Here is a 19,956-nt window from a genome sequence, read left to right as displayed (position 1 = left end):
TTTCTTCCATATCATGATTTATTTTTATTTCTAGATTGCTTTTGTTTTTCCATGTATAACTTCCCCTTTCTTTTCTTTAAACTTTCGTAACTCGATTTATTTTCCAGTTATTTCCTTGTTTAACTAAGATAATCTGTAAATTTAATTTTGGCTCAGTGCCGTCACCTAAAATTAAACTTATTTTTGAGTAAGCATCAGTTTGCTTAATTTTTAATATCTTTATACTTTTTTCCCAAGAGGGATAATTATCCTGAGATTTTATAAAATAATTAACATCTGTCTCAATCCAAGTTCCATCCCAGTTACAAACAATATTCCCTCTATTTTTTCTGCACTCTTGTTCTTTTTTACAAATTTTTTCCAACTCTTTTTCATCTACATCCGAATCATAGTGACATATTGACGAATAGTATAATTTTAATGCTAATTCAGGGGTTACATAGTTCTCCACTAGACTTTCTTCATTTATATTTTTGAAATAGCCTTCATAAAAATTCACAACAACTTCTTCGGGAGATAACCCTGAACTTGCAGTTGATGAAACATTATTTGTCCTAGAATTGTCGTTAACATGCCCATTAGCTATGCCTATTAGTGGAAGTAATACTATCGAGAAGATAAAAATGTTAATTCGATTAAACATACCAAGTACCATCACCAATTAATCTTAAAATTTCCCAATGAATAAAATACACATAATCTCAGTGGTGCTAAATGCCCAATGAAGTTCTAAACAGCACCCGAAAAGTTGTCAACCCATATCAGGGCTAATCAAAGCTCAATCAATAATCTATTATGTTTCTTTCTCATACAATAGGTACTCCATCCTCCCCTGTTGATCAAGTGCCTCTATCACACAATTCCTTGACTTAGATTTTACATCATTTTAAAAAATTAGTTTTTTATAATTGCCTTTTTCTGCCTATAACTTATTTTCCTTATCCATTAAATAGATAAATAGAAACAATCTATTCATTCGTTTTATTTAGAATGATCCTCACTCAGTATTTAACATTTTAGTTACACAACGAAAACAATTAATTAATATTGATGGTTAAGCATTTAACTACCAAGTCCATTCTTACTCCACCGTGGCAAATCAATTATGAAAAGAATTATTACAATTTAATACAAATCAACGATAAATAATGATTGCCATGCTCAATTAATCGACTAAACAACTCAATATTTACGATCTAACAGTTGTAGTTTTAACGAATATTCGCTATAAAAATTGCGATAGAAAAAGTACAAACATAAAAATTATTAATATATTTGAGATTTCATTATGACTTCAAACCACATTTCGACAAAAAAACCATTTAAATTTGGCCTAGGATGGCAAATTTTAGTCGCACTGATTTTAGGTGTTATCGTAGGCGCTTTTTTGCATGAAAGCGTAGAATATAAAGATTGGTTAATCGTTAATGTTCTATCACCCGCGGGTAAAATATTTATACAATTAATTAAAATGATCGTTGTTCCGATTGTTATTTCAACATTAATTGTCGGTATCGCGGGGGTAGGAAATACGAAACAACTTGGGTCGCTCGGGTTTAAAACCATCCTCTATTTTGAAATTATCACCACTATTGCAATCGTTGTCGGGATAAGCTTCGCCAATATCTTCCAACCTGGTGTTGGTATTGACATGTCACAGTTGACACAAGTTGATATCTCCCAATATGAAAAAACCACCCAAGAAGTTGAAAGCCACCCTTCGGGTATTATCAATACCATTTTAACCATGGTGCCGAGCAATATTTTTGCCTCTATGGCCAGTGGGGAAATGCTACCCGTCATTTTCTTTGCCGTCCTGTTTGGTTTGGGCCTCTCCTCATTACCTAAAGAGAAGAAGCAACCATTATTAGACGTTTTGCAAACCTTTTCTGAAACCATGTTCCGCGTCACTAATATGATCATGTTGTATGCCCCTATCGGGGTTTTTGCACTGATCTCCGTGACTGTCGCCAACTTTGGTTTTACCTCTTTAGTACCACTACTAAAATTAGTGATTCTGGTTCACTGTGCAATTTTGTTCTTTGCCATTGTGGTACTTGGCATTGTCGCTCGTTATTGCAAAATTAATATTTTTACCTTAATGAAAATTTTAAAAGACGAGCTACTTTTAGCCTACTCCACCGCAAGCTCTGAAACCGTGCTTCCACGTATCATGGATAAAATGGAAAAATACGGTGCACCTAAATCAGTAACCAGTTTCGTTATACCAATTGGCTACTCATTTAACCTTGATGGCTCAACACTCTACCAAAGTATTGCCGCCATCTTTATTGCTCAGCTCTATGGAATTGAACTGTCTATTGGCCAGGAGCTTATCCTTGTATTTACCTTAATGATCACCTCTAAAGGTATTGCAGGCGTACCTGGTGTCTCCTTCGTCGTTCTCTTAGCCACTTTAGGCAGTGTCGGTATTCCACTGGAGGGCTTAGCCTTTATTGCTGGGGTTGACCGTATTCTCGATATGGCTCGAACTGCACTAAACGTTGTCGGTAATGCCCTCGCAGCCTTGGTAATTGCCAAGTGGGAACATAATTATGATGAAGAAAAAGCACGTGAGTATGAGCAAACCTTTTAACGGTTGATAATCCACAATCCCTTTCCACACACCGAGCAACGACTCGGTGTGTTTTTATCTATTTCCTAAAAATTATAATCTAACATCGATTGAGATCTTATTAATATATTGATTAAATTTCATCTTAGATTATTAATGTAAAACCGTGATAAACAACACAATTTTTAATAACAGCGAGTAAGTATATTTACTTTACTAACTAGGCATGTTAAAAAATCAGCTTGTTCAAATTATAATATAAATATATTCTATTATTTGTTTTCTAACTTACTGTTTTATTAACATATCGCTGTTAATTTGAATTATTCAATCCGGTTTAGTATGGCACGTTAAATAACGATCTATTTATATCGTTTTAACTGTGGCAGAAATTAATTTAAGCTATTTACCAATATTAATAATTAATAGCCATTTTTTCTTATTAAATCCGGAGTCGATTTTATGTATAAAATACTTTTCTTAAGCTTAATTACAGCTTGCTATACCGGAAACCTAATGGCAACTGAGTATTTCGTTGATCCCACCTCGTCTGCCGCATTGTGGGTAGAAAAAAACAAGAGCGATCCCAGAGCACTGGCTATTCGGGCTAAAATAGCGTCTGTGCCTACGGCTATTTGGCTTTCTAAAATCCATGAAAATGAGACTGAATTAGCCCAGCAAATAACAAGTTATATTTCACAAGCTGATAAGCAAAAAACTCAGCTTATGTTTGTGTTATACGCTCTACCTAACCGCGATTGCTCAGGCCAAGCCTCCGCCAGCAACACTACTAATAGCCAAAAATATCGAACATGGATTAATCAATTAACAAAAACAATTTCAAACACTGAGCTTACCATTATTTTAGAGCCTGACGCCTTAGCGGATATGAGTTGCCTAACGCCATTGCAGCGCAAAGATAGAACAGATTTACTCAAATATGCTGTGACTCAATTTAAAATAAAAAGCCCTAATGCGCATGTATACCTTGATGCTGGCAATATGAAGTGGCAACCCGCAAAAACAATGGCAGAACAACTCATTGCAGCGGGAATAAAAGATGCATCAGGTTTTTCACTCAATATTTCTAATTACTATGCGACCGAGCCCACTATAAAATATGGTGAAGACATTAATCGATTTTTAATGGCGCTGATAGGGATAAAATCCAATATGATTATTGATACCTCACGCAATGGTCATGGTGCACCAGCATTGCCAAATCAATGGTGCAATCCACTTGGCCGTAAGATAGGTGAAGGCCCAAAAGATATTTCAGCAACCGTTAAAACCGCTTGGATAAAGCCACCGGGGGAATCAGATGGCGACTTTTCTCCAACAGCTAATTGCCATGGCGGCCCTAAAGCAGGGGTTTTTAGCCCTGATTTAGCGATACGCCTGATTAAAGGGGAATAATAGATACAAGACCAAGGCGAGAAAGTCAGCGCAGGAGAAGTGCCGATAATAGGTTATGGGTATTGGCATTTTTCCGATAAATTATTTTGTGTCAATTTATCACTACGATAATTTAACTTAATGCTGTACCATGAGTGCCAATAAAAACAGTGGAGAATAGGGATAAAATATGGATGCTCTTTTCGAGGCCGTCGCTAGGTTTTTTGCTTTTTGTATTGAACTCTTGTTAAATCTTTTTCAACTTTTCGGTATTAGAATTACAATATTACTCATTGCTTTTATTGGCCTATATTTTCATGGGTTTCAACTCAAATGGGTATTAGGCTATATCATTCTAGCTATCGTTTTATATAGCCCATTCATCTATCGGAAATTGAAACAAAGGCAATAACGCTATTTGACTTAGCCTATTTGTTCTCTTTATCGTAAAGTTAACTCACTATCAATTATCTTTCGTTAAGCATAAAAAACGCTGTGCTACGCGGCGTTAATCGCAGATAATAGGGGGATTGTATCGAAAATATCTATATTAATCCCCCAATAGCATGATATTTCAATAGTATTATGACTCTTCTTCGAACTCTTTTTTATTCAAGATCCTATAATATAGGCTAGATTCCCAATAAGATAAGCCCATCGGATAACCTGCATCAACATAGTCACATTCGCTATTAAAATTGATAGCAGAAAATAAATTTTCTGGGTCAGATGCTGCCCATTTAATTACCTCAATTGCCGTTTCTTTATCATCTGGTATTGCATCAATGCCCCGCCCCACCAGTAAACATCTTTGTATTTCATCTTCAACTGCTTGACGTAAATTATCCGCTCCTTCCGTCAGCATCATATCTAATTCAATCGTTTCTAATAGCAAAAATGGCTGTTTATGCTGCTCTAAAAATTCAAGGGCTTCTTTGATTTCTTTACTCGCATCATAACCATTTTCTAAAAATAACGGTTCAATTGAGGTAAAAAATTTCTTTAATCTTGCAAACCCGATATCAAAATCACTTGTCAACGCATAAAAAGGTGTTTTTTCCCCTTCTTCTTCATGATCGTACCCATGATATAGCAGTGACTCACATAATTTTGGGTTTCCAGACATCAATATACGATAGGTCATTGGTATTGCATATGACCATTCAGAAAGTCCATTCGCAATATCAGGTCGGTCATAATAAGAGCTTGGTTGATTAGATATACTGTAAAGGTAAGAGCGGTTTGCCATAAAATATCCTTTTATATAAAAATGCTTAAGCGAAATGACTCTAGCAATCTCAAAGTGATATAGCAATAACTAGGCCTAACTTTATTAGCCGATAATTATTTTTGAATATCATTAGAAATATTTTCAGGAATTATCTGATGATTTACTTATTTCCTACCGCAATACACTATTTTTCAGTGGAGAATAAATACGGTGATACGTATCGCTGATCACTTCTTAACTTTATAATCAATATACGTATTTTTTTAAAGGATCCTTTAAGGGCATCGATACAACTTACAGGCGCTCAGCTCATAAAAATAACAGAAAGTATAGGCGCTGTTTTCCCCGATAAAGCATCTTTTGACCCTAAACAAGCTTTTCAAATAGAAGAAAATGTAACGATACAAACAGCTCAAAGCGAATATTACGGTACAGTTTTATACGCTTTTATTGTGAGCTCAACCCTAGAGATATCTGCAACATTATTTGAGTTCGATGAGGCTCCTTATATCCAAGCAGCGCAACACAATGCCCAAATAACAATAAAGACCTTATCAGGATGATTTTGAGCAATTAACCAATAAATATAGCCATTACACTAGTTTTCAAATTAATGTGACTTGCGGATTTCGACGTAACGGTTCTGAATACTATTATCATATCGATACAATGAAGGTTTACGACTCAATGGGGGAGCTATTTGATCTTATTAACGATACTCAAAAAGCGATGAGTGTGATGGGCGGTTGTTCAATGACCGTCACGAAACTTTATAAAAGCAATATTTGGGAGGTACGTTCAACGGAAGGGGATATTGTCACCATAAGGTGCTTAATAGGGTCATCACAGAATGCTTTTTACTTTATACTGACCATCTATATGATGACTGGCCTAATGATGCAGAAAGGCTATATTTATAAAATAGGCCAGCTTATCAATTAATATATCAGCCATTTTATGAATTGAATAACTAGCAATACTCTGTTAATTGGTAATCATTGGAAAATGATACGCGTAATACTAGTATGGTGGACATATAAAAATATTTAGTGTGTATTTGATAAAAAGTCCAGTTTATTCTTGTTTAAAGGGGTTATCAGTGGCTTTCACTACCATGTCATTACACTCCGCATAAATAAAAAATAATTTATCGGAATGCCTATATTAGGAATAAAGCTGCTTCTCTCAATGTGACTAAACGGACATAACAAGGCTTTTTATGAAATAGAATAGCCGATGCATTTTAAAATAGCCGCTTTTCATAAAGCGGCTATGGATAAGTAAAAATTACGGTTTTTCCGGCCACTCAATATTAGGTGCTAAAGAAGTATCAATACGATTTAGTAAAACGCGGTATTTTTTCCACGCTTGCAGCGCTGCGGCTTCTTCATCGGTTGCCAGTCCTGTATCGATGGAGTCTTGCAGATAAGTCAGCATATTATTTGCTTCATCCAGTCGTTGTGATTTCTCCTGTTCAGCCTGCTCGATTAATGCGGCTTTTTGGGCTTCAGTGTCAGTGACCCATTTTTTACCGTTCCATGCATCGAATTCCGTTTTTGGCTCTAAAAGTGTGAGTGTTTCAGGTAAATCGCCGATAAAATCGACTTCAATCGGTTGGCGGGTTTCTGTGCTGTAAGCCGTTTTCCCTCGGTTATCTGTCACAATTTCCCATTTTGAACCATCTTCACTACGCACAACAGCAAAACCTGTTTTGGTTGGTAGTTCAGGTGCATCGGTATAAGCTCCCGCGGACACGCTAACATCAAAGTAAATATATTCCATATTTGCATTGAGATATTCACGAGTGGTCGGGTCTGCAATATACGTTTTAATCCAACCGGCTTTTGTTGCTAAACCATTTTGACCGATTTCTGCTTGTTCAATTTCTAAATTGTAATTTTTCATTATGCTGCTCTCACGATATATAAAAATGCAATGTTACGGGGACGATTTTCGTTTGCTGTTGGTACAACACGCGATGCGTCAAAGTCTGCCGATGTTTTTATTTCATTAACCCCACCACCTGAGCGTAATGTATTCGTAGTCCTTTTAAATACGCCGCTCGCACTCAATGCATCTAGAAATCCGTAATTGAGGCTTCCTGTGATATTTCTAATTGCATCCCCTTGTGCCGCTAGCACTGTTCTGTTCGCATCAATCCCACGCCCAGCGTCAAGGCCGCGAATAAACTCACCGCGTAAATCAGGTAATACGCCAGATGGATAAGCTTTAGCAAGCAAGGGGTAAGTCGTTTTATTAAATGTCTGACCATTGCAGATTAAATATCCGCTAGGAGCCGTGGCTTGAGGCCAAGGGATAGGTGCTCCCACGGGGTAATCACTTAATTCAGATGATGAACCTGAAACTTTTAAATTTCCGTTGTGGTCTTTTGCTGTGTTTCTATCACTATATAAATTATATTCATAAAAAGTATTTGAATTGCCACCAATAGCAATAACACCCTTTCCTACATAGTCTGCTGAAATTACAGTATATGTGTCATGAGACTTTCCGTATATCGCTACACCATGCTGATAATGATATTTTGATGTAGCAGCAGAGTTCCTAAATATTTGAGACTCTGTATTTAATCCCTTTAAAAATGAAACATAGGACTTCTCATCTAGATTAATTACAGCCCCTTTTCCACCCCATCCATAATCACCAACCTGCATTATCGTTCCGCTGACATCGGGTAAAATATGATTACACCATTGCTTTCCTGCTCTTTTTGAATTGATTCTTGCAACATTAGCTACAGACATGTCAAGTTGCATATATGCATCATCTTTTCCTGTTACTTGAACCATATTTGCATCTAGTGTATTTTTTACTCGCGTAAGCCCTTCAATATTTCCCCCAGTTTTATCAAACTTTCCATTTAACCCATTTTTTAGCGCCGTATTTGTCGCATAATCTCCCGCTGGGGCATAATTCCCCTTTGGTTGATACTTAGTATCAGACTCTGATTTTGAATAACTGTAGCCTGACGGGAGGTAATTACCTTTAGGTTGGAATCGAGTATCCGATTCAACTTTAGTGTAGCTTTCCCCTTTTAGTGCATAATTACCTTTAAGTTGAAATTTAGTGTCCGTATCTGTTTTAGTGTAATAATTACCCAACCCCAAAAACACACCCAGCGTAGACCATGCAGCTTGCGATTTATCCGGTTGCTCCCCTTTCGTTTCTTTATTGGAAACATAGATAACCCCATTCCACTGAACGATGGCCGTTTTTGGGTAAGATAGCGCCGCATCCCACTCCGCGACACCACGCTGCGTCAAGTACATCAACCACTCATCAACACGCTTACCTATGGCGTTAAACCATTCCAATGGCGGCTTGCCAGCAGTTCTGTCTAAAGTAATCCCCCACCCACGCAATACATCTGGGAATGTTTCAATTTCCCCCGTTTTCGCATCTTGCGCGAATATTTTTAAGTCTGGCTTTTTAATGACTGACATTCATTAACCTCGTGAATTTTCCATCGTTAAAACCAAATGCCGATTGATCCCCCACCCAACCAAATGGGTGTGCATCGGTAATAACGAGATATTGATAATTAACCCCTATAGGCCTCGATAAAATATCGAGATCTTTGATGGCATGGATCCGAAACGGTGTTAAATAATTGGCAGGGATAACCACATTCATCGACATATCATAATTGTCGATAATAAAGGCTTGCTCCCCCAATAAGTGACGTAAGGAATAGGTAATATTGGCGATATCGGGTTTTTGGTAATTTTTAATGATCTTGGCTTTGATAAAAAAGCGGTAATCATCATCCCCCAATACCGATGATCCTTTGAGTGAATCACCATAACGATAAAAGGCCCCAATATTGAAGCCTAGCGCGCCTTCAATACCCCGAAAGCCAAAATAGTCTTTCGGCACCAATGATTTCATGACCCGATGAAGACCGACATGTTTGCCGATTAAATCGAGTCCATACCCCGTAGCAGTGTCGATATTTAAAATGGTCGATAACGTAATGACCGATTCAAAGAGTTGCTTTGTTTCAGAAAGCAAAAGCCCGACGGTTTGTCGGGCTTTAGGTTTTCCTCGGTACTGCCAAATCAAAAAGTCTTCGCGTGGTTTACTCAATCAGCACCTCCACATCTTCTGGCCTGATTTGTGCGCATTGGCGAACCCCTATTGAAACAGCATCGCGCCCATTTACGGTAATTGATTTAATGTAAAAGCCTTGTACTGCATTTACTTGGCAAGTTAAACGCATCGCATAAACCGATTCACCAATATCAAATTCAGTGGCGGCTAACGCGGCTTTAATGGCATCGGTATCGATATCATGGAAGCCCCCCACTCGTTCAAGTAATAATTTGACTTTAACATTCACCAAAGCGGCGCGATCAAAATAGACAGTTCGCGGTGCGCCAGCATACGTTTGTGTATTACTGATACGCCCAAATACCCCACACCCGCCCACTTTCTTACTTAAAATCGTTCGCCCAATATCATTATCATGGCCACCAATAACAACGGCATTTAATGTGTGCGGTGGAATGCCTTTTTCATCCGTTTGATTGGTGTAGTTTTCGTAGACCTTAGCTTGTTTTACATCCGGTAAATCAAGAAGAGCGCCTTCTAATCCTTGATAATCATCATGATTATTGATGGCATGCGAACGCATAAAGCGTAATAACAAATTGCCATCTGTTTCCTCAAAAGCGCCCTCTTTTGCCGCTTTTGTGGTTGTGATGCTATCAACCCCAATGGTCACCGTGTCCATGGTTAAGGGGCGATTTGCTGGCAACAAAAAAGCGCCAAGCTCCTGACTTCGTAGATCCACTCTTGCGGAGCCGTTACTCCCTAACGTGACATCCGCCAATGTGACCCACTTGGTGCGATTATCATCAGACAATAAGCTTCCTTTATGTACGGTAACGCCCTGTTTACCTGTGATCACCACCTCATTGAGATAACTGTAATCGGCCCCTCGGCGAACAATGCCGGCATACATTGCGCGTTGTTCTAGCCATGATCCAATGGCCTTATAGGGGTCAAGCATCTGCGCTATCAGGGCAATTGCTTGATTAATATTATCTATCTCTTGAGAAAATAGGCCGATCATTTGGCCGTCAGGGCTATCCGCATCCAGATTGATGTCATCCCCATAGATACGTTTAAACCCTTCCGTTAAGCGTTGGTGAACGTCAGTCAGCTTATCAATCACTATGCCCGTTTCAGTAATTTGGAGCATCTGTCATTACCTCTTTTTTATGGCCGTAAATATCAATATAAGTGACTGATATCGCCATCAACCTTGTATCAGGATTGAGTTGAATATCAAATTCGGTAATTTGCTCAACCCCTTGCGTATTTAATACACTCGCTTTTATTTCAGCCTCCATCGCTATCAAATTAGGGTTTTTGCGTAAATAATCGAACCATTTAATGCCATGTTCGCGATTAAGAAACCAATCCTGTTTCAATGACAATAGGCGAGTCAGCACCGATTGTGCGATAGCTTCCGAGTGAATGTTGTAATCTGCTCTCCCTCGCCCAAAACACCAATCATGGTTATCATCAAGCCGACGTACTTTCATTAGTTAGGACCTCCTGTATTGCCTCCTCCCATTTGCACTCCGCTGTGCGTGTGGGTATCGCCAATATTTTTGCCATTATGTTTAAGTGTGCCGCCGGATGATTCACTATTACCATTCACTGAATGGTTACCTTTAATCAACGCATTACCTGTTAACTGATAATTACCTTGGTGTTCAATATCGCCTTTAATCATGATCTTTCCCGACTGCATACGAATAAACGTCGAGCCATCATCCGTTTGTAGCGATAGTGAATCACTCGAATAATTAGGTATTTTATTGGGTTGGCTGCTGCCTTGCGGTAAAAAGAAGGCATCGGATAGGTCATGAAAACGGTGATCAAGCGGTTGCGACTGTTTACCGGAAACATACCAGCCGTCAATGCAACGCTCGGCAAAAATCACCAGCCCCTCATCCCCCTCACGTACAGGCACTGTGACACAGAAACCACCTCCCCGATAAAATCCAACCGGAACATCGACTAACGGCGGCAACGCAATCACTTTTCCCTCTTTAGTGACATGGCTGATCATTAATTCAACCGTCGCACTATGCCCATTGCAAGACAGTAATTTACCGGGCAACGCAGTATGAATATCGTAGCGCTGGTTCTGAGCGTATTGATTCATCACATCAAGAAGTGTTGGCTGTTTCATTGTTTCACCTTATCAAACGTACCATCAACACAGACGAGCCTGCTATACCAATCCCTCTCCATAAAATCGCCCGTATGACTTAGCTGCGTAATTTTATAGTCACCATTAAATTCAGATGTAATGGATTGAAGCCGAATGAGGGCACCAATTTTTAATGTAGGATGACATAAACAGGTTATCGTCAAGCCATCTTCACTTTTTTCGGGTTTACCAATTAGCCCCGTTTCTTGCGATAAAACAAAACTTTCGTTATCCGTTATCACCTTTTGTTTTGGCAATAACATGAGTTGCCCATCCTGAATAGACCAATCTGACTGGTTATTTTTCGCGATTTTATGCAGTAATTCCCTAGCATCACCAAACATCACTTTTGCACGCGGAAGTTGACGATCATTTGGCAACTCTATAACGCCAATATCAATATCCATCGCCTGCGCATTTTCTGTTAAAATATCACGATCGCGATTACCCGAAGATAATGTTTTATTAACTAACGTACAGGTATAAGCCTTAAATCCATCGCCACAAATTAATTCACAAATAATATCTTCCGCACTTTCAGTTACCTTAACCTCAATAATATCCCCTGCATAAATTAGTTGCAGCTCTTCATAACCAACCGAAAGTGCTGCCCGATTAAATACCTTGCTGGTTAATAAGTTTCGATGTGACGCATTAAGGTTGTAAATACGGATAACAGCAGGGTTAGGCTCTGGTGTTAATGTTTTTTTGATATCAAACGTGACGCGTAATTGTGTTATTTCGAAAGATTCATCATCATTACCAATAACAAGCTTAAGTTGTCTGCCTAATTGTTTCATACCAAAATCCTTTATCAACAATATAGAGCAAAAGCCTTTCACCTAATTCACTTTGTGATATTGAATTAATACCAAAACGTGATTTATCACTTAACGTCAAAATAAAGGGGAGATTTTTCTCTATTAATGAAGGAGCATTAACAGCTAATCCTTGCATTTGTGTAATAACTTTATTCTCATTGATGTCGAATAAATCAAACTGCCAATTTTTTGAAATTTTGTTGTAGTACAAAGTTAGCTTTAAGGCCTTACCAAATAAGGTAAATAATTGCTCTTGGATCGGCTCGTTAGATACGGGTATTTCATAAATCATGAACGTCCCCCTAATGTTTCACGGAAAGTATGGGCAGATTTGGCCTCAGGCTGAGTTCTTCCCATATTACTTTTTTGAGGTTGTTGTTTTAAATCAGGGTGTAATCCTTTTGCCGTCTGACTCTCGACAATAAACACTTCCTCTAAATTTAAACTAAATTCAACCGCCCCAGGCTTATCCTGTGTCGCGCCAATACTGGTTAACATCATATTCTTGTACAAACGAAGCCCTGTTTGTACATCAATCGGCTCCCCCATTTTTTGTATTGCCAATAATGATTCATAAGCACGACCAGCACGATCTAATGTCTGCGAACTATCAGCAAAAGGTTTCAATACATCCGGATACCAAGGTGCAATCACCTTCTGCACTTTATTGGCTAACACCCGTCCTATCGTTATATATTGCCCCAGCATCGCTTCCGCTTGCCGTATTGATGACGATATTTCTAACGGCAGAGGGTATTCCCCCATAGCCTCGGTATCGAATCCTAAAAAATCATTAAAATATTTCGCAGGTTCATAGCCCACTACCGTTCCCGTAATACTCAGTGATTTCGGCTCAAGAAATGCGTGATCAGCAATATCAGCCCCCGATTCAACGGGGTTTTTTGTGATCCTTAATGCAGAGGTATGAGTCTCGCGGATCGTACAATCAAGTTCAAACTGACCAATCGTTCTTGTAATAACAGACGCTCGACCAGTAAATATTCCGCTTGTAATATCCATAATCTATTGCCTAAATAAAAAAGGCCACATTAAGTGACCTTATCAGTTGAATTGAACCCAACTCATTCTTTAAAACGGCGGGTTAATCAGCATTCGCACTCTTTAAGGAATGGTATGCAATCTCATTAACATATTGATTGATCCCCTCTACCGCCAATACACCCGCTTGTCGGCTATCCATGGTATGAATATCTTGTTTCACATTAACATCCCCTTGGTTAACAACAATGCTCTTATGATTGCTAGTTGTGACATTAGATAAATTGGGATCAGCTAGGTTTTGCTTAATTAAGCCGCCAGCAAGATTTGAGATTTGTACTAATTTTTTTTCACTTTGATATTTATCGTCAATAATACCCAGTGCTTTTAATATTGAAATAATACCCGATGTCAACTCATCAAGCTTTTGGTTTACCCAATTAAATGCCAACTCGAAAGGCTTTTTAATTAATTCAGTCACCCCATTAAACGTATTCGCAAGATCATGAATAAACTTGCCAATATCGGTATCACTGAGATCAAAAAGATTTCTAATAAATTCCCATCCCGCTTTAAATGGTGCGGTTAAGAATTCCTGAATTGCGGCAAATGCTAAATTAAGTTTTTCCGTCCATGACGTTGAATCGTCGGTGAATATTTCATATAACGATTGTATCAAATCAAATGCTGACTGAAATGGTGCCAATAGGTAATCGATAATCGCAAAAAATACTGTACTTAAACCATCAATAAAGGTTTTTGCAACACTCAATACCCATTCAAAAGCCATTTTCGCTGCATTTTTAATGACATCCCAAGCCTGAATAACCCCTTGGATAAGCACTTGCCATAATGCTAAAAATGCCGTGGCAAAACCATGAAAGTAGTGTTCAAATCCTGCCCAAATCTCCTTCAATCCCTCGGTCATGCCCTCCCATGCTTCCCCCATCATCGCCGTATTACCACTGAATAAGCCAAAGAGTAGCTTTAAGGCATTACCTATATATTTAAAGAAGCCACGGAAAATCATCACAGCACTATCGATAGTGAGCGCCCATGCTTGAGCAATGCCATCGAAAATCAGTTTATTTTCAGCATAAAAAGTATTCCACCAAGCTAATACTGACTGTATCCATTCAATGGCTGGCGCCCAAAACTCACTAAATTGTGACTCACCACCGTCTAGATAAGCCATGAGATCCCCGAGCAGCACCATCAGTCCAGCCACCGCAGCCGCAACCCACATGACAGGGTTCGCGGCAAAGGCTATTAAAGCGGCTTTTTTAAAGGCCGCTAACACCGCTATAACGCCAATGATTGCCGCTTTCCACCCTATGGTTTTTTCGACTAAGAGATTAATGGCACGACCCGCATTCCCTATCGCTTGTATGCCTTTACTCCCCCACACGACCAGCTGAGTTAATCCCTCTGATATCAGTGCCTTATTCGCATCTAGCCATTCATTAAAGCGATTAATCACCTCCGTTAAGTTAGGGAGTAGCCCTAGTACGAGTTTCGTTTTTATTGACTCTATTGATAAGCTAGTTTTCTTCGTGACTGATTGATATTCATCAGCTTGCTGTAATTCTTTCTCAGAAATGGTAAATAACACACTTTTTTCCTGAGAGAGCTCTCTCGCCCCTGCTACCGCGCCACCAATAAAGCTAAAGAATTTATTCGACATAAAATCAATAGCCGTCACGAGACCAGAAACCACTGCTTTCAAATTATCAATCGTTAAACCCGCATTACTTAATTTCTCACCTAATTGGCCAATAACTGTTGCCGTTGAAGTCGCCGCCGCGCCGAGGGCAGTGACGACACCTTTTAATTTAACCACTTGCTCTTCATTAAGACCTATAATGGTTAGAAGTTGTTCGATTCCCATCTTCTGCCCTCCGCTGAGACAACAAACGCTCGACATAGGCCTCATGAAAATCAAGCACATCGCCGAGCGTTGCTGTCGTTCTAAGATCATGACCGGTATATTTGCCTTCCATAATGGGCAGCATTTTTAACCAATCTACATCTGTTATGCCGTCAGATTGACCAAACTGGGCATATTTACCTTGGATGCGACTCCATCGGGCAAAAAATCAGCAAAATGAAAGACTAGGCCATTAACAATAAGTGGATAATAATGGGAACGATAAGTATTAAAATGGGTATTAAACACATCCACTTTATCAAGCTGAATAACATTGCCATCGGCATCTTTTGCTATCACCCATTTTAAGATGAATTTTTCGACACCTTGCATTTCTGTGGAGCCAATATTGGCAAGTACGCCCCCCACATCGATATCAACCTGTTCACCATTCATTGCAATGCAACCTTTTAGCATCCCCAATAGCTTCATGGCATGGGTTTTCGCTTCGATAAAGTTGCTATGACGATGCTCATAAGTGATGTTATCTTTTTCCATCAGTTAAAGGCTCCTTTACCCAATTTAGTGATCACACGCTCAAATTGGATCACCCATGACTGCGCATTATGGCCAGCCCCACGTGTTTGCGTCGGCGGTGTTGTGAAAAAGCCAACATGCCCCACAATCTCATCACCGTTCCACGTATCCTTGATATACAATTCAAGCGGCGCGGGAGCAGATTGGCTGCTGAGCATTTGATTACGTAGATTCGATAAAAAATGATTATCTGCAGAGTGTTGCAGTAACTTCAGTGTTAATATTCCCGACTGGTTACCACTAAAAACATAAACCCCACGCCCATTAGCGCCGAACGTCCAAGCGCCATCATCGCCTACAGGAGCAATTGATAGCGCATCTGCAGATTCATCAAAGGCTGTGATTTCATAACCATTGATACTAACCATAAGACTTTTGTGATTATAAACAGACATAGTGACCTCTTAGCGGTTGAATTGAATTAATAAATCTGCTGAATGACCCGCTCCCGCGAGCTTGATTGCACACATAATCGGCATCATTTTGCGTGCTTCTCGATCCGCTTGTGACTGAACATCAAAGCTATCCGAGTAAAAATAGAAACCTTCATCTAAGCGGTCACCAAAAGTCACCTCGCCAATATCACTGCCACGCCAGATCCCCCCTGCTAAGAAGCCATTGCGTTTAAATTCGTTGCCAATGACAATCAAGGAGCCAATTAGCATCGCTTGGCCTTTATCGGTTTGAGGAATTTTTGTAGGGCTTGCTTGTAAAGTCGTGAAGGCTTGTTTTTGGCACGCATCGATAAACGCATCCAGCCCCATCACTTCATCAATAAATGTGCCGCCGAGCATCGTGCCTTCAGCTAACATATTGATACCGTCATAATCGGTATAAAAATTGATCCCCAAACGACGGCATTTTTGTGCCGCATCTTGAGTCACGCGATCGTCAGAGCGTACCGACGTTTGTTGCTTAAATTTGACAGTTTTTGCGGTGTTCTGTCCTTGCCAAACCGTTGAAACAGCAATCGCCAACAACTCAGCACCGGCATGGTTATCTCCCGTTTTGTTGAATTGCACCATCAACCGACCACTGTTTTTATCAAACAGCTTTTTCAGTATGTTACTGTTGTTCCACTCAATCTGCTCATCACGCGTCGCGGTATAGGCCATAACTTTTAAGTCAGCCGCGGTCACCCATGCATGGGCATCATCAAGCTGTTCATCGGTGAGAGAGTCTGCGAAATAGACGCCATACCAGTTTTGATAGACATTTTGTAGTTTATGCAAGGCTTCGGAAGGTAGCTCAGCATTAACAGTTTGTGCGGCGGCTCCCACCGTTAGCGTAGCTTGGCCTTCTTCCAATTTGAGTAAATTACCCACATAAGTACCGCTAGTGGATGGCTTCACATAACCGAAACGCGTTTTTGCATCTACTCCTGCCGTTTTCGATTGAATGATCATGCGCTTACCGATGGCATCCCACACCGCTTGTACGTTGGCATCACTAGGTAGCTTTTGATTAATAACTTTTGCAATGTCTGAAAAATCAATAGCTTTACTAAAGTCGAGGGCCGACAGTAAAATATCAGAGCCCGCAAGGTTCAAAGTCATTGCACCATCAGTAATCGCCTTTAATACATTCAGTCCAACAGAAATCGTTGAGCCTTTTAGCGCATTCGCGGTTGCGGCAATTGTCTGTTTCTCTTTCGCAAAACGCGCGATCATCGCACGCTTCAATTTAGGGCGCGCAGAAAACAGTGCTTGTGCTGCTTTATAGGTTGCCGATTTTGTACCAAATAAATTAGCAACATCTTGTTCATTAGAAACAAATACATAACGCGAAGATGCATCAACAAACGCATTGCCCATTTCAGACGTAAAAATCGCAATCATACTTAGATCACGACGTTGTACGGCTGCCGCTTGGGGTAAAATTTGTGCATTAATGATCTCTTTAATAGATAAACTCATAATGGTTCCTTTAGCGTGGTTATAACGACCGATTCACCATAAGTCAGTGATGATTCGATACGATGAATATGTGATAGTGTTAAATTGAGCTGTGCTCTTTGTTGCTTTCCTTCAGGCTCCTCCTCGGGGAAATATTGAATTTCTGATCCGTGAACTAATCCCGCCCCCATGGCTTTAAGTTGTTGCAAAGCAAGGTATATGTGCATTTGCGCGGCTAAATCTTCAATCAATAAGAACGCCTGCTTACCTTGTGCGGTAATCGAAACCGTGGTTTCCCGTGTCGTCGTCACCACTTCTCTACTGTTTTCTGCTTCGAATTTAACTTCCGTACCGATAGAATGAGATACCAATGGCGTGACAGTGATAAAGTCATCCCATTTCGATACATCGGTATAAACACTGCCATCAAGAACGCATTCTTCCGGTAGTCGTGTGAGCAGCACGATAATTTGGCGCAATTTATCTAGGTTGAGCCGTGAAAGCGTTGTTGTTTCCATGTGAATTCCCAATAATTAGGCATAGACAATCTTCCGCGCTATCGGTGATAGTCGGTTGTTTTATCTGTTATTCAATTAGTTAAAGATGTAATAAACGCTTACTTGAAAAAGAGGGCGTGGCGTTGTTGTTCAATCACTCTGATCGCTTGCTTATCTAAATTACATTGTTCGATAATAGTTAATAATGTTTCATTCAGTAGAAGCGAATCACCCCAAGTTAATTCGAGAGGAATAATCGGAGGTAAACAATCATCGAGTAAATAAGCTGGGATCGCCATTTGCGGCTGTGGAACGTATTCTTTCTGAATGTTTGTGCAACTGGACAGTAGCATCACTAGGCACACGATGAGTGGCACAAATAGTGTCAGAAAGCCTCTTTTTAATAACTTCTTTGGTTTGTTCAGAACTAAGATCCACCTCATTTCGTTGGTTAAGATGATTTTTGGTAATTTTATTGAGTTGTGCTGAAAATTTTAAATACCCATTAAATAAAACCTGTTGCGCTGCCATTTGATGATTCAGTGACATATATTGGCGATTTAACTTGTCATAATCACGCATTACCCACCACAACCAAAAAGCCAGGATCAGGCTGGTCGCCGTAAATACCTTGGTTAGCGATGTCATAGAGGGTAAGCGCGGTATGACAATTGAAAATGTGGTCCGTCTTTAAAATTAACCCAGTCACCTCCCCATTCAATTTCCACGTTTAATTCCGCCGCGGCCTTTTTCATTGCTCGAGCAACCAGCTCGAACTTAGACCAATCATTCCATGGAATTTGACGGTGAATTAATGGAGCGCAGTCGACAGCATGCCCTGTTAGGTGCCGACTATTCATCGTTTGACTTTGTCCATTAGCCACTAATTGCCGTTGGCGAGCTTCATTGCGTTTTCCTTCAATAACCATGAAATCAACACGGCTCAATTTGATCGCTCGGCGCACCACTTTGACTAAATCAGGATGCACACCCCGTAAGTTTTGTTCACTACGCTGGCTAAGAAAAAATTGATTCATCATTAAACTCCAAATCGATTTTTAATAAATTGGATGATCATCTCAAAGATGCCATAGAGTTTTTTTGTACCTAAAAAACCGATCACAACACCACAAAATTCGGCTAATAAGCTCCAAGACTCGGTATTGCCATTTTGTGCTAACCACCATTCAATAAACCGGATTGTGCCCACACTCAGCAAACCACACATCAACGCTTCCAATAAAGATTGTTTCCAAAGCATCCCTTCGCGTCGTTCACGAATATAGGCAATCGTTGTTGCAATAGAAAATCCGCCAATAAGCGGAAGATAATATTGTAGCCAACGCAAAATTGGCTCCCACCATTCATATTTGTCAGGCATAAATCTATTCACTTTATATAAGTGTTCTAATAAAAGCTTCTTTTACCATGATAACTTTATTGAACCATACTGAATAATTGATAGGCATTATTTTAAATAAAAGGCATATAACAAAGAGATAAAGTTTTCATTCAGTAAAATACTCTTTTCATAAACATAGTTTCATTAATCAGTAAAAAACATCAGTCCTATTCATTAAGGATTCATTCATAATTGACCTGATTGAAAACGCTCAGTATTAACAGATTAATTCCTTTTTTGCGCGCGCACAAATTCTATTATTAAAACTTTCTAGCTATTCTATTTTCTAACCTTTTACGTTGATGAACAGCTTATTTGAAATAAAAAAAGCCTCTAAAGCGAGACTATTTGTTATTGGAAATTTTCAGTATTAGCAGATTACCCCCTTTTTTACGCGCGCACAAATTTTATTACTAAGGCTTTCTAGCTA

Annotated in this window: 23 protein-coding genes; 3 read left to right on the top strand and 20 right to left on the bottom strand. The window is 39.5% G+C overall.

The window, feature by feature from the left end:
* Positions 1-76: 76 nt before the first annotated feature.
* Positions 77-655 (bottom strand): DUF3828 domain-containing protein, encoded by a 579-nt coding sequence (locus PSF11_RS04740; RefSeq protein ID WP_004920974.1) that lies wholly within the window; start codon positions 653-655, stop codon positions 77-79.
* Positions 656-1,288: 633 nt separating this feature from the next.
* Between PSF11_RS04740 and gltP the strand changes: the two genes are divergently transcribed.
* Positions 1,289-2,596, top strand: coding sequence for a glutamate/aspartate:proton symporter GltP (gene gltP, locus PSF11_RS04735; protein ID WP_004920976.1), 1,308 nt, complete (start codon positions 1,289-1,291; stop codon positions 2,594-2,596).
* 441 nt (positions 2,597-3,037) lie between these two features.
* Positions 3,038-3,991 carry a glycoside hydrolase family 6 protein gene (locus tag PSF11_RS04730; protein ID WP_036940870.1) on the top strand — a complete coding sequence of 318 codons (954 nt, stop codon included), beginning with the start codon at positions 3,038-3,040 and terminating at the stop codon, positions 3,989-3,991.
* Positions 3,992-4,553: 562 nt separating this feature from the next.
* Here the strand turns inward: PSF11_RS04730 and PSF11_RS04725 are convergent.
* On the bottom strand, positions 4,554-5,219 hold the full coding sequence (locus PSF11_RS04725) for a DUF7822 domain-containing protein (RefSeq protein ID WP_014656221.1): 666 nt from the start codon (positions 5,217-5,219) through the stop codon (positions 4,554-4,556).
* A gap of 669 nt (positions 5,220-5,888) precedes the next feature.
* On the opposite strand from PSF11_RS04725, the gene PSF11_RS04720 reads away from it, so the two are divergent.
* Entirely contained in the window at positions 5,889-6,143 is a 255-nt protein-coding gene (locus tag PSF11_RS04720) for a hypothetical protein (RefSeq protein WP_072502377.1), read from the top strand.
* 345 nt (positions 6,144-6,488) lie between these two features.
* On the opposite strand, the gene PSF11_RS04715 is transcribed toward PSF11_RS04720, so the two are convergent.
* The 18 genes from PSF11_RS04715 to PSF11_RS04635 form a co-directional block, all read right to left on the bottom strand.
* A complete protein-coding gene (locus PSF11_RS04715) occupies positions 6,489-7,106 on the bottom strand; it encodes a tail fiber assembly protein (RefSeq protein WP_072502378.1) in 618 nt (205 codons plus the stop codon).
* Positions 7,106-8,665, bottom strand: coding sequence for a tail fiber protein (locus PSF11_RS04710; protein WP_072502379.1), 1,560 nt, complete (start codon positions 8,663-8,665; stop codon positions 7,106-7,108). The genes PSF11_RS04715 and PSF11_RS04710 overlap by 1 nt, the downstream gene beginning before the upstream one ends.
* Positions 8,652-9,308 carry a DUF2612 domain-containing protein gene (locus tag PSF11_RS04705; RefSeq protein ID WP_004920991.1) on the bottom strand — a complete coding sequence of 219 codons (657 nt, stop codon included), beginning with the start codon at positions 9,306-9,308 and terminating at the stop codon, positions 8,652-8,654. Before PSF11_RS04705 ends, PSF11_RS04710 begins: the two co-directional genes overlap by 14 nt.
* Entirely contained in the window at positions 9,301-10,425 is a 1,125-nt protein-coding gene (locus PSF11_RS04700; RefSeq protein WP_072502380.1) for a baseplate J/gp47 family protein, read from the bottom strand. Before PSF11_RS04700 ends, PSF11_RS04705 begins: the two co-directional genes overlap by 8 nt.
* Positions 10,409-10,771, bottom strand: a complete 363-nt coding sequence (locus PSF11_RS04695; RefSeq protein ID WP_040133271.1) for a hypothetical protein — start codon at positions 10,769-10,771, stop codon at positions 10,409-10,411. Before PSF11_RS04695 ends, PSF11_RS04700 begins: the two co-directional genes overlap by 17 nt.
* Positions 10,771-11,427, bottom strand: a complete 657-nt coding sequence (locus tag PSF11_RS04690) for a Gp138 family membrane-puncturing spike protein (protein ID WP_072502381.1) — start codon at positions 11,425-11,427, stop codon at positions 10,771-10,773. The genes PSF11_RS04695 and PSF11_RS04690 overlap by 1 nt, the downstream gene beginning before the upstream one ends.
* Positions 11,424-12,248, bottom strand: coding sequence for a phage protein (locus tag PSF11_RS04685; protein ID WP_004921005.1), 825 nt, complete (start codon positions 12,246-12,248; stop codon positions 11,424-11,426). The genes PSF11_RS04690 and PSF11_RS04685 overlap by 4 nt, the downstream gene beginning before the upstream one ends.
* Positions 12,223-12,561, bottom strand: coding sequence for a phage baseplate plug family protein (locus tag PSF11_RS04680; protein ID WP_036940883.1), 339 nt, complete (start codon positions 12,559-12,561; stop codon positions 12,223-12,225). Before PSF11_RS04680 ends, PSF11_RS04685 begins: the two co-directional genes overlap by 26 nt.
* Positions 12,558-13,289 (bottom strand): phage baseplate protein, encoded by a 732-nt coding sequence (locus tag PSF11_RS04675; protein ID WP_004921010.1) that lies wholly within the window; start codon positions 13,287-13,289, stop codon positions 12,558-12,560. Before PSF11_RS04675 ends, PSF11_RS04680 begins: the two co-directional genes overlap by 4 nt.
* Positions 13,290-13,371: 82 nt before the next feature.
* Complete coding sequence (locus PSF11_RS04670; protein ID WP_072502382.1) at positions 13,372-15,156, bottom strand: hypothetical protein; 1,785 nt, start codon at positions 15,154-15,156, stop codon at positions 13,372-13,374.
* A 144-nt stretch (positions 15,157-15,300) separates the two neighbouring features.
* Complete coding sequence (locus PSF11_RS04665) at positions 15,301-15,693, bottom strand: phage tail assembly chaperone (RefSeq protein WP_014656233.1); 393 nt, start codon at positions 15,691-15,693, stop codon at positions 15,301-15,303.
* Positions 15,693-16,127 carry a phage protein gene (locus tag PSF11_RS04660; protein WP_004921015.1) on the bottom strand — a complete coding sequence of 145 codons (435 nt, stop codon included), beginning with the start codon at positions 16,125-16,127 and terminating at the stop codon, positions 15,693-15,695. The genes PSF11_RS04665 and PSF11_RS04660 overlap by 1 nt, the downstream gene beginning before the upstream one ends.
* Before the next feature lie 9 nt (positions 16,128-16,136).
* A complete protein-coding gene (locus PSF11_RS04655; protein ID WP_040133275.1) occupies positions 16,137-17,648 on the bottom strand; it encodes a DUF3383 domain-containing protein in 1,512 nt (503 codons plus the stop codon).
* Positions 17,645-18,145, bottom strand: a complete 501-nt coding sequence (locus tag PSF11_RS04650; RefSeq protein ID WP_072502383.1) for a phage neck terminator protein — start codon at positions 18,143-18,145, stop codon at positions 17,645-17,647. Before PSF11_RS04650 ends, PSF11_RS04655 begins: the two co-directional genes overlap by 4 nt.
* Positions 18,146-18,243: 98 nt before the next feature.
* Positions 18,244-18,423: an Rz1-like lysis system protein LysC gene (gene lysC / locus PSF11_RS21265; RefSeq protein ID WP_014656236.1), complete on the bottom strand. Its 180-nt coding sequence runs from the start codon at positions 18,421-18,423 to the stop codon at positions 18,244-18,246.
* Positions 18,395-18,706 (bottom strand): hypothetical protein, encoded by a 312-nt coding sequence (locus tag PSF11_RS04645; protein WP_040133489.1) that lies wholly within the window; start codon positions 18,704-18,706, stop codon positions 18,395-18,397. The genes lysC and PSF11_RS04645 overlap by 29 nt, the downstream gene beginning before the upstream one ends.
* Positions 18,707-18,768: 62 nt before the next feature.
* Positions 18,769-19,164: a M15 family metallopeptidase gene (locus PSF11_RS04640; RefSeq protein WP_004921025.1), complete on the bottom strand. Its 396-nt coding sequence runs from the start codon at positions 19,162-19,164 to the stop codon at positions 18,769-18,771.
* Positions 19,164-19,505 carry a phage holin family protein gene (locus PSF11_RS04635; RefSeq protein ID WP_014656238.1) on the bottom strand — a complete coding sequence of 114 codons (342 nt, stop codon included), beginning with the start codon at positions 19,503-19,505 and terminating at the stop codon, positions 19,164-19,166. Before PSF11_RS04635 ends, PSF11_RS04640 begins: the two co-directional genes overlap by 1 nt.
* Positions 19,506-19,956 lie beyond the last annotated feature (451 nt).

The sequence above is a fragment of the Providencia sp. PROV119 genome, from assembly GCF_028482435.1.
Classification (GTDB): Bacteria; Pseudomonadota; Gammaproteobacteria; order Enterobacterales; family Enterobacteriaceae; genus Providencia; species Providencia stuartii.
Note: the sequence above shows the minus strand (reverse complement) of the source record. Positions and strands in the feature narration are given on the sequence as shown.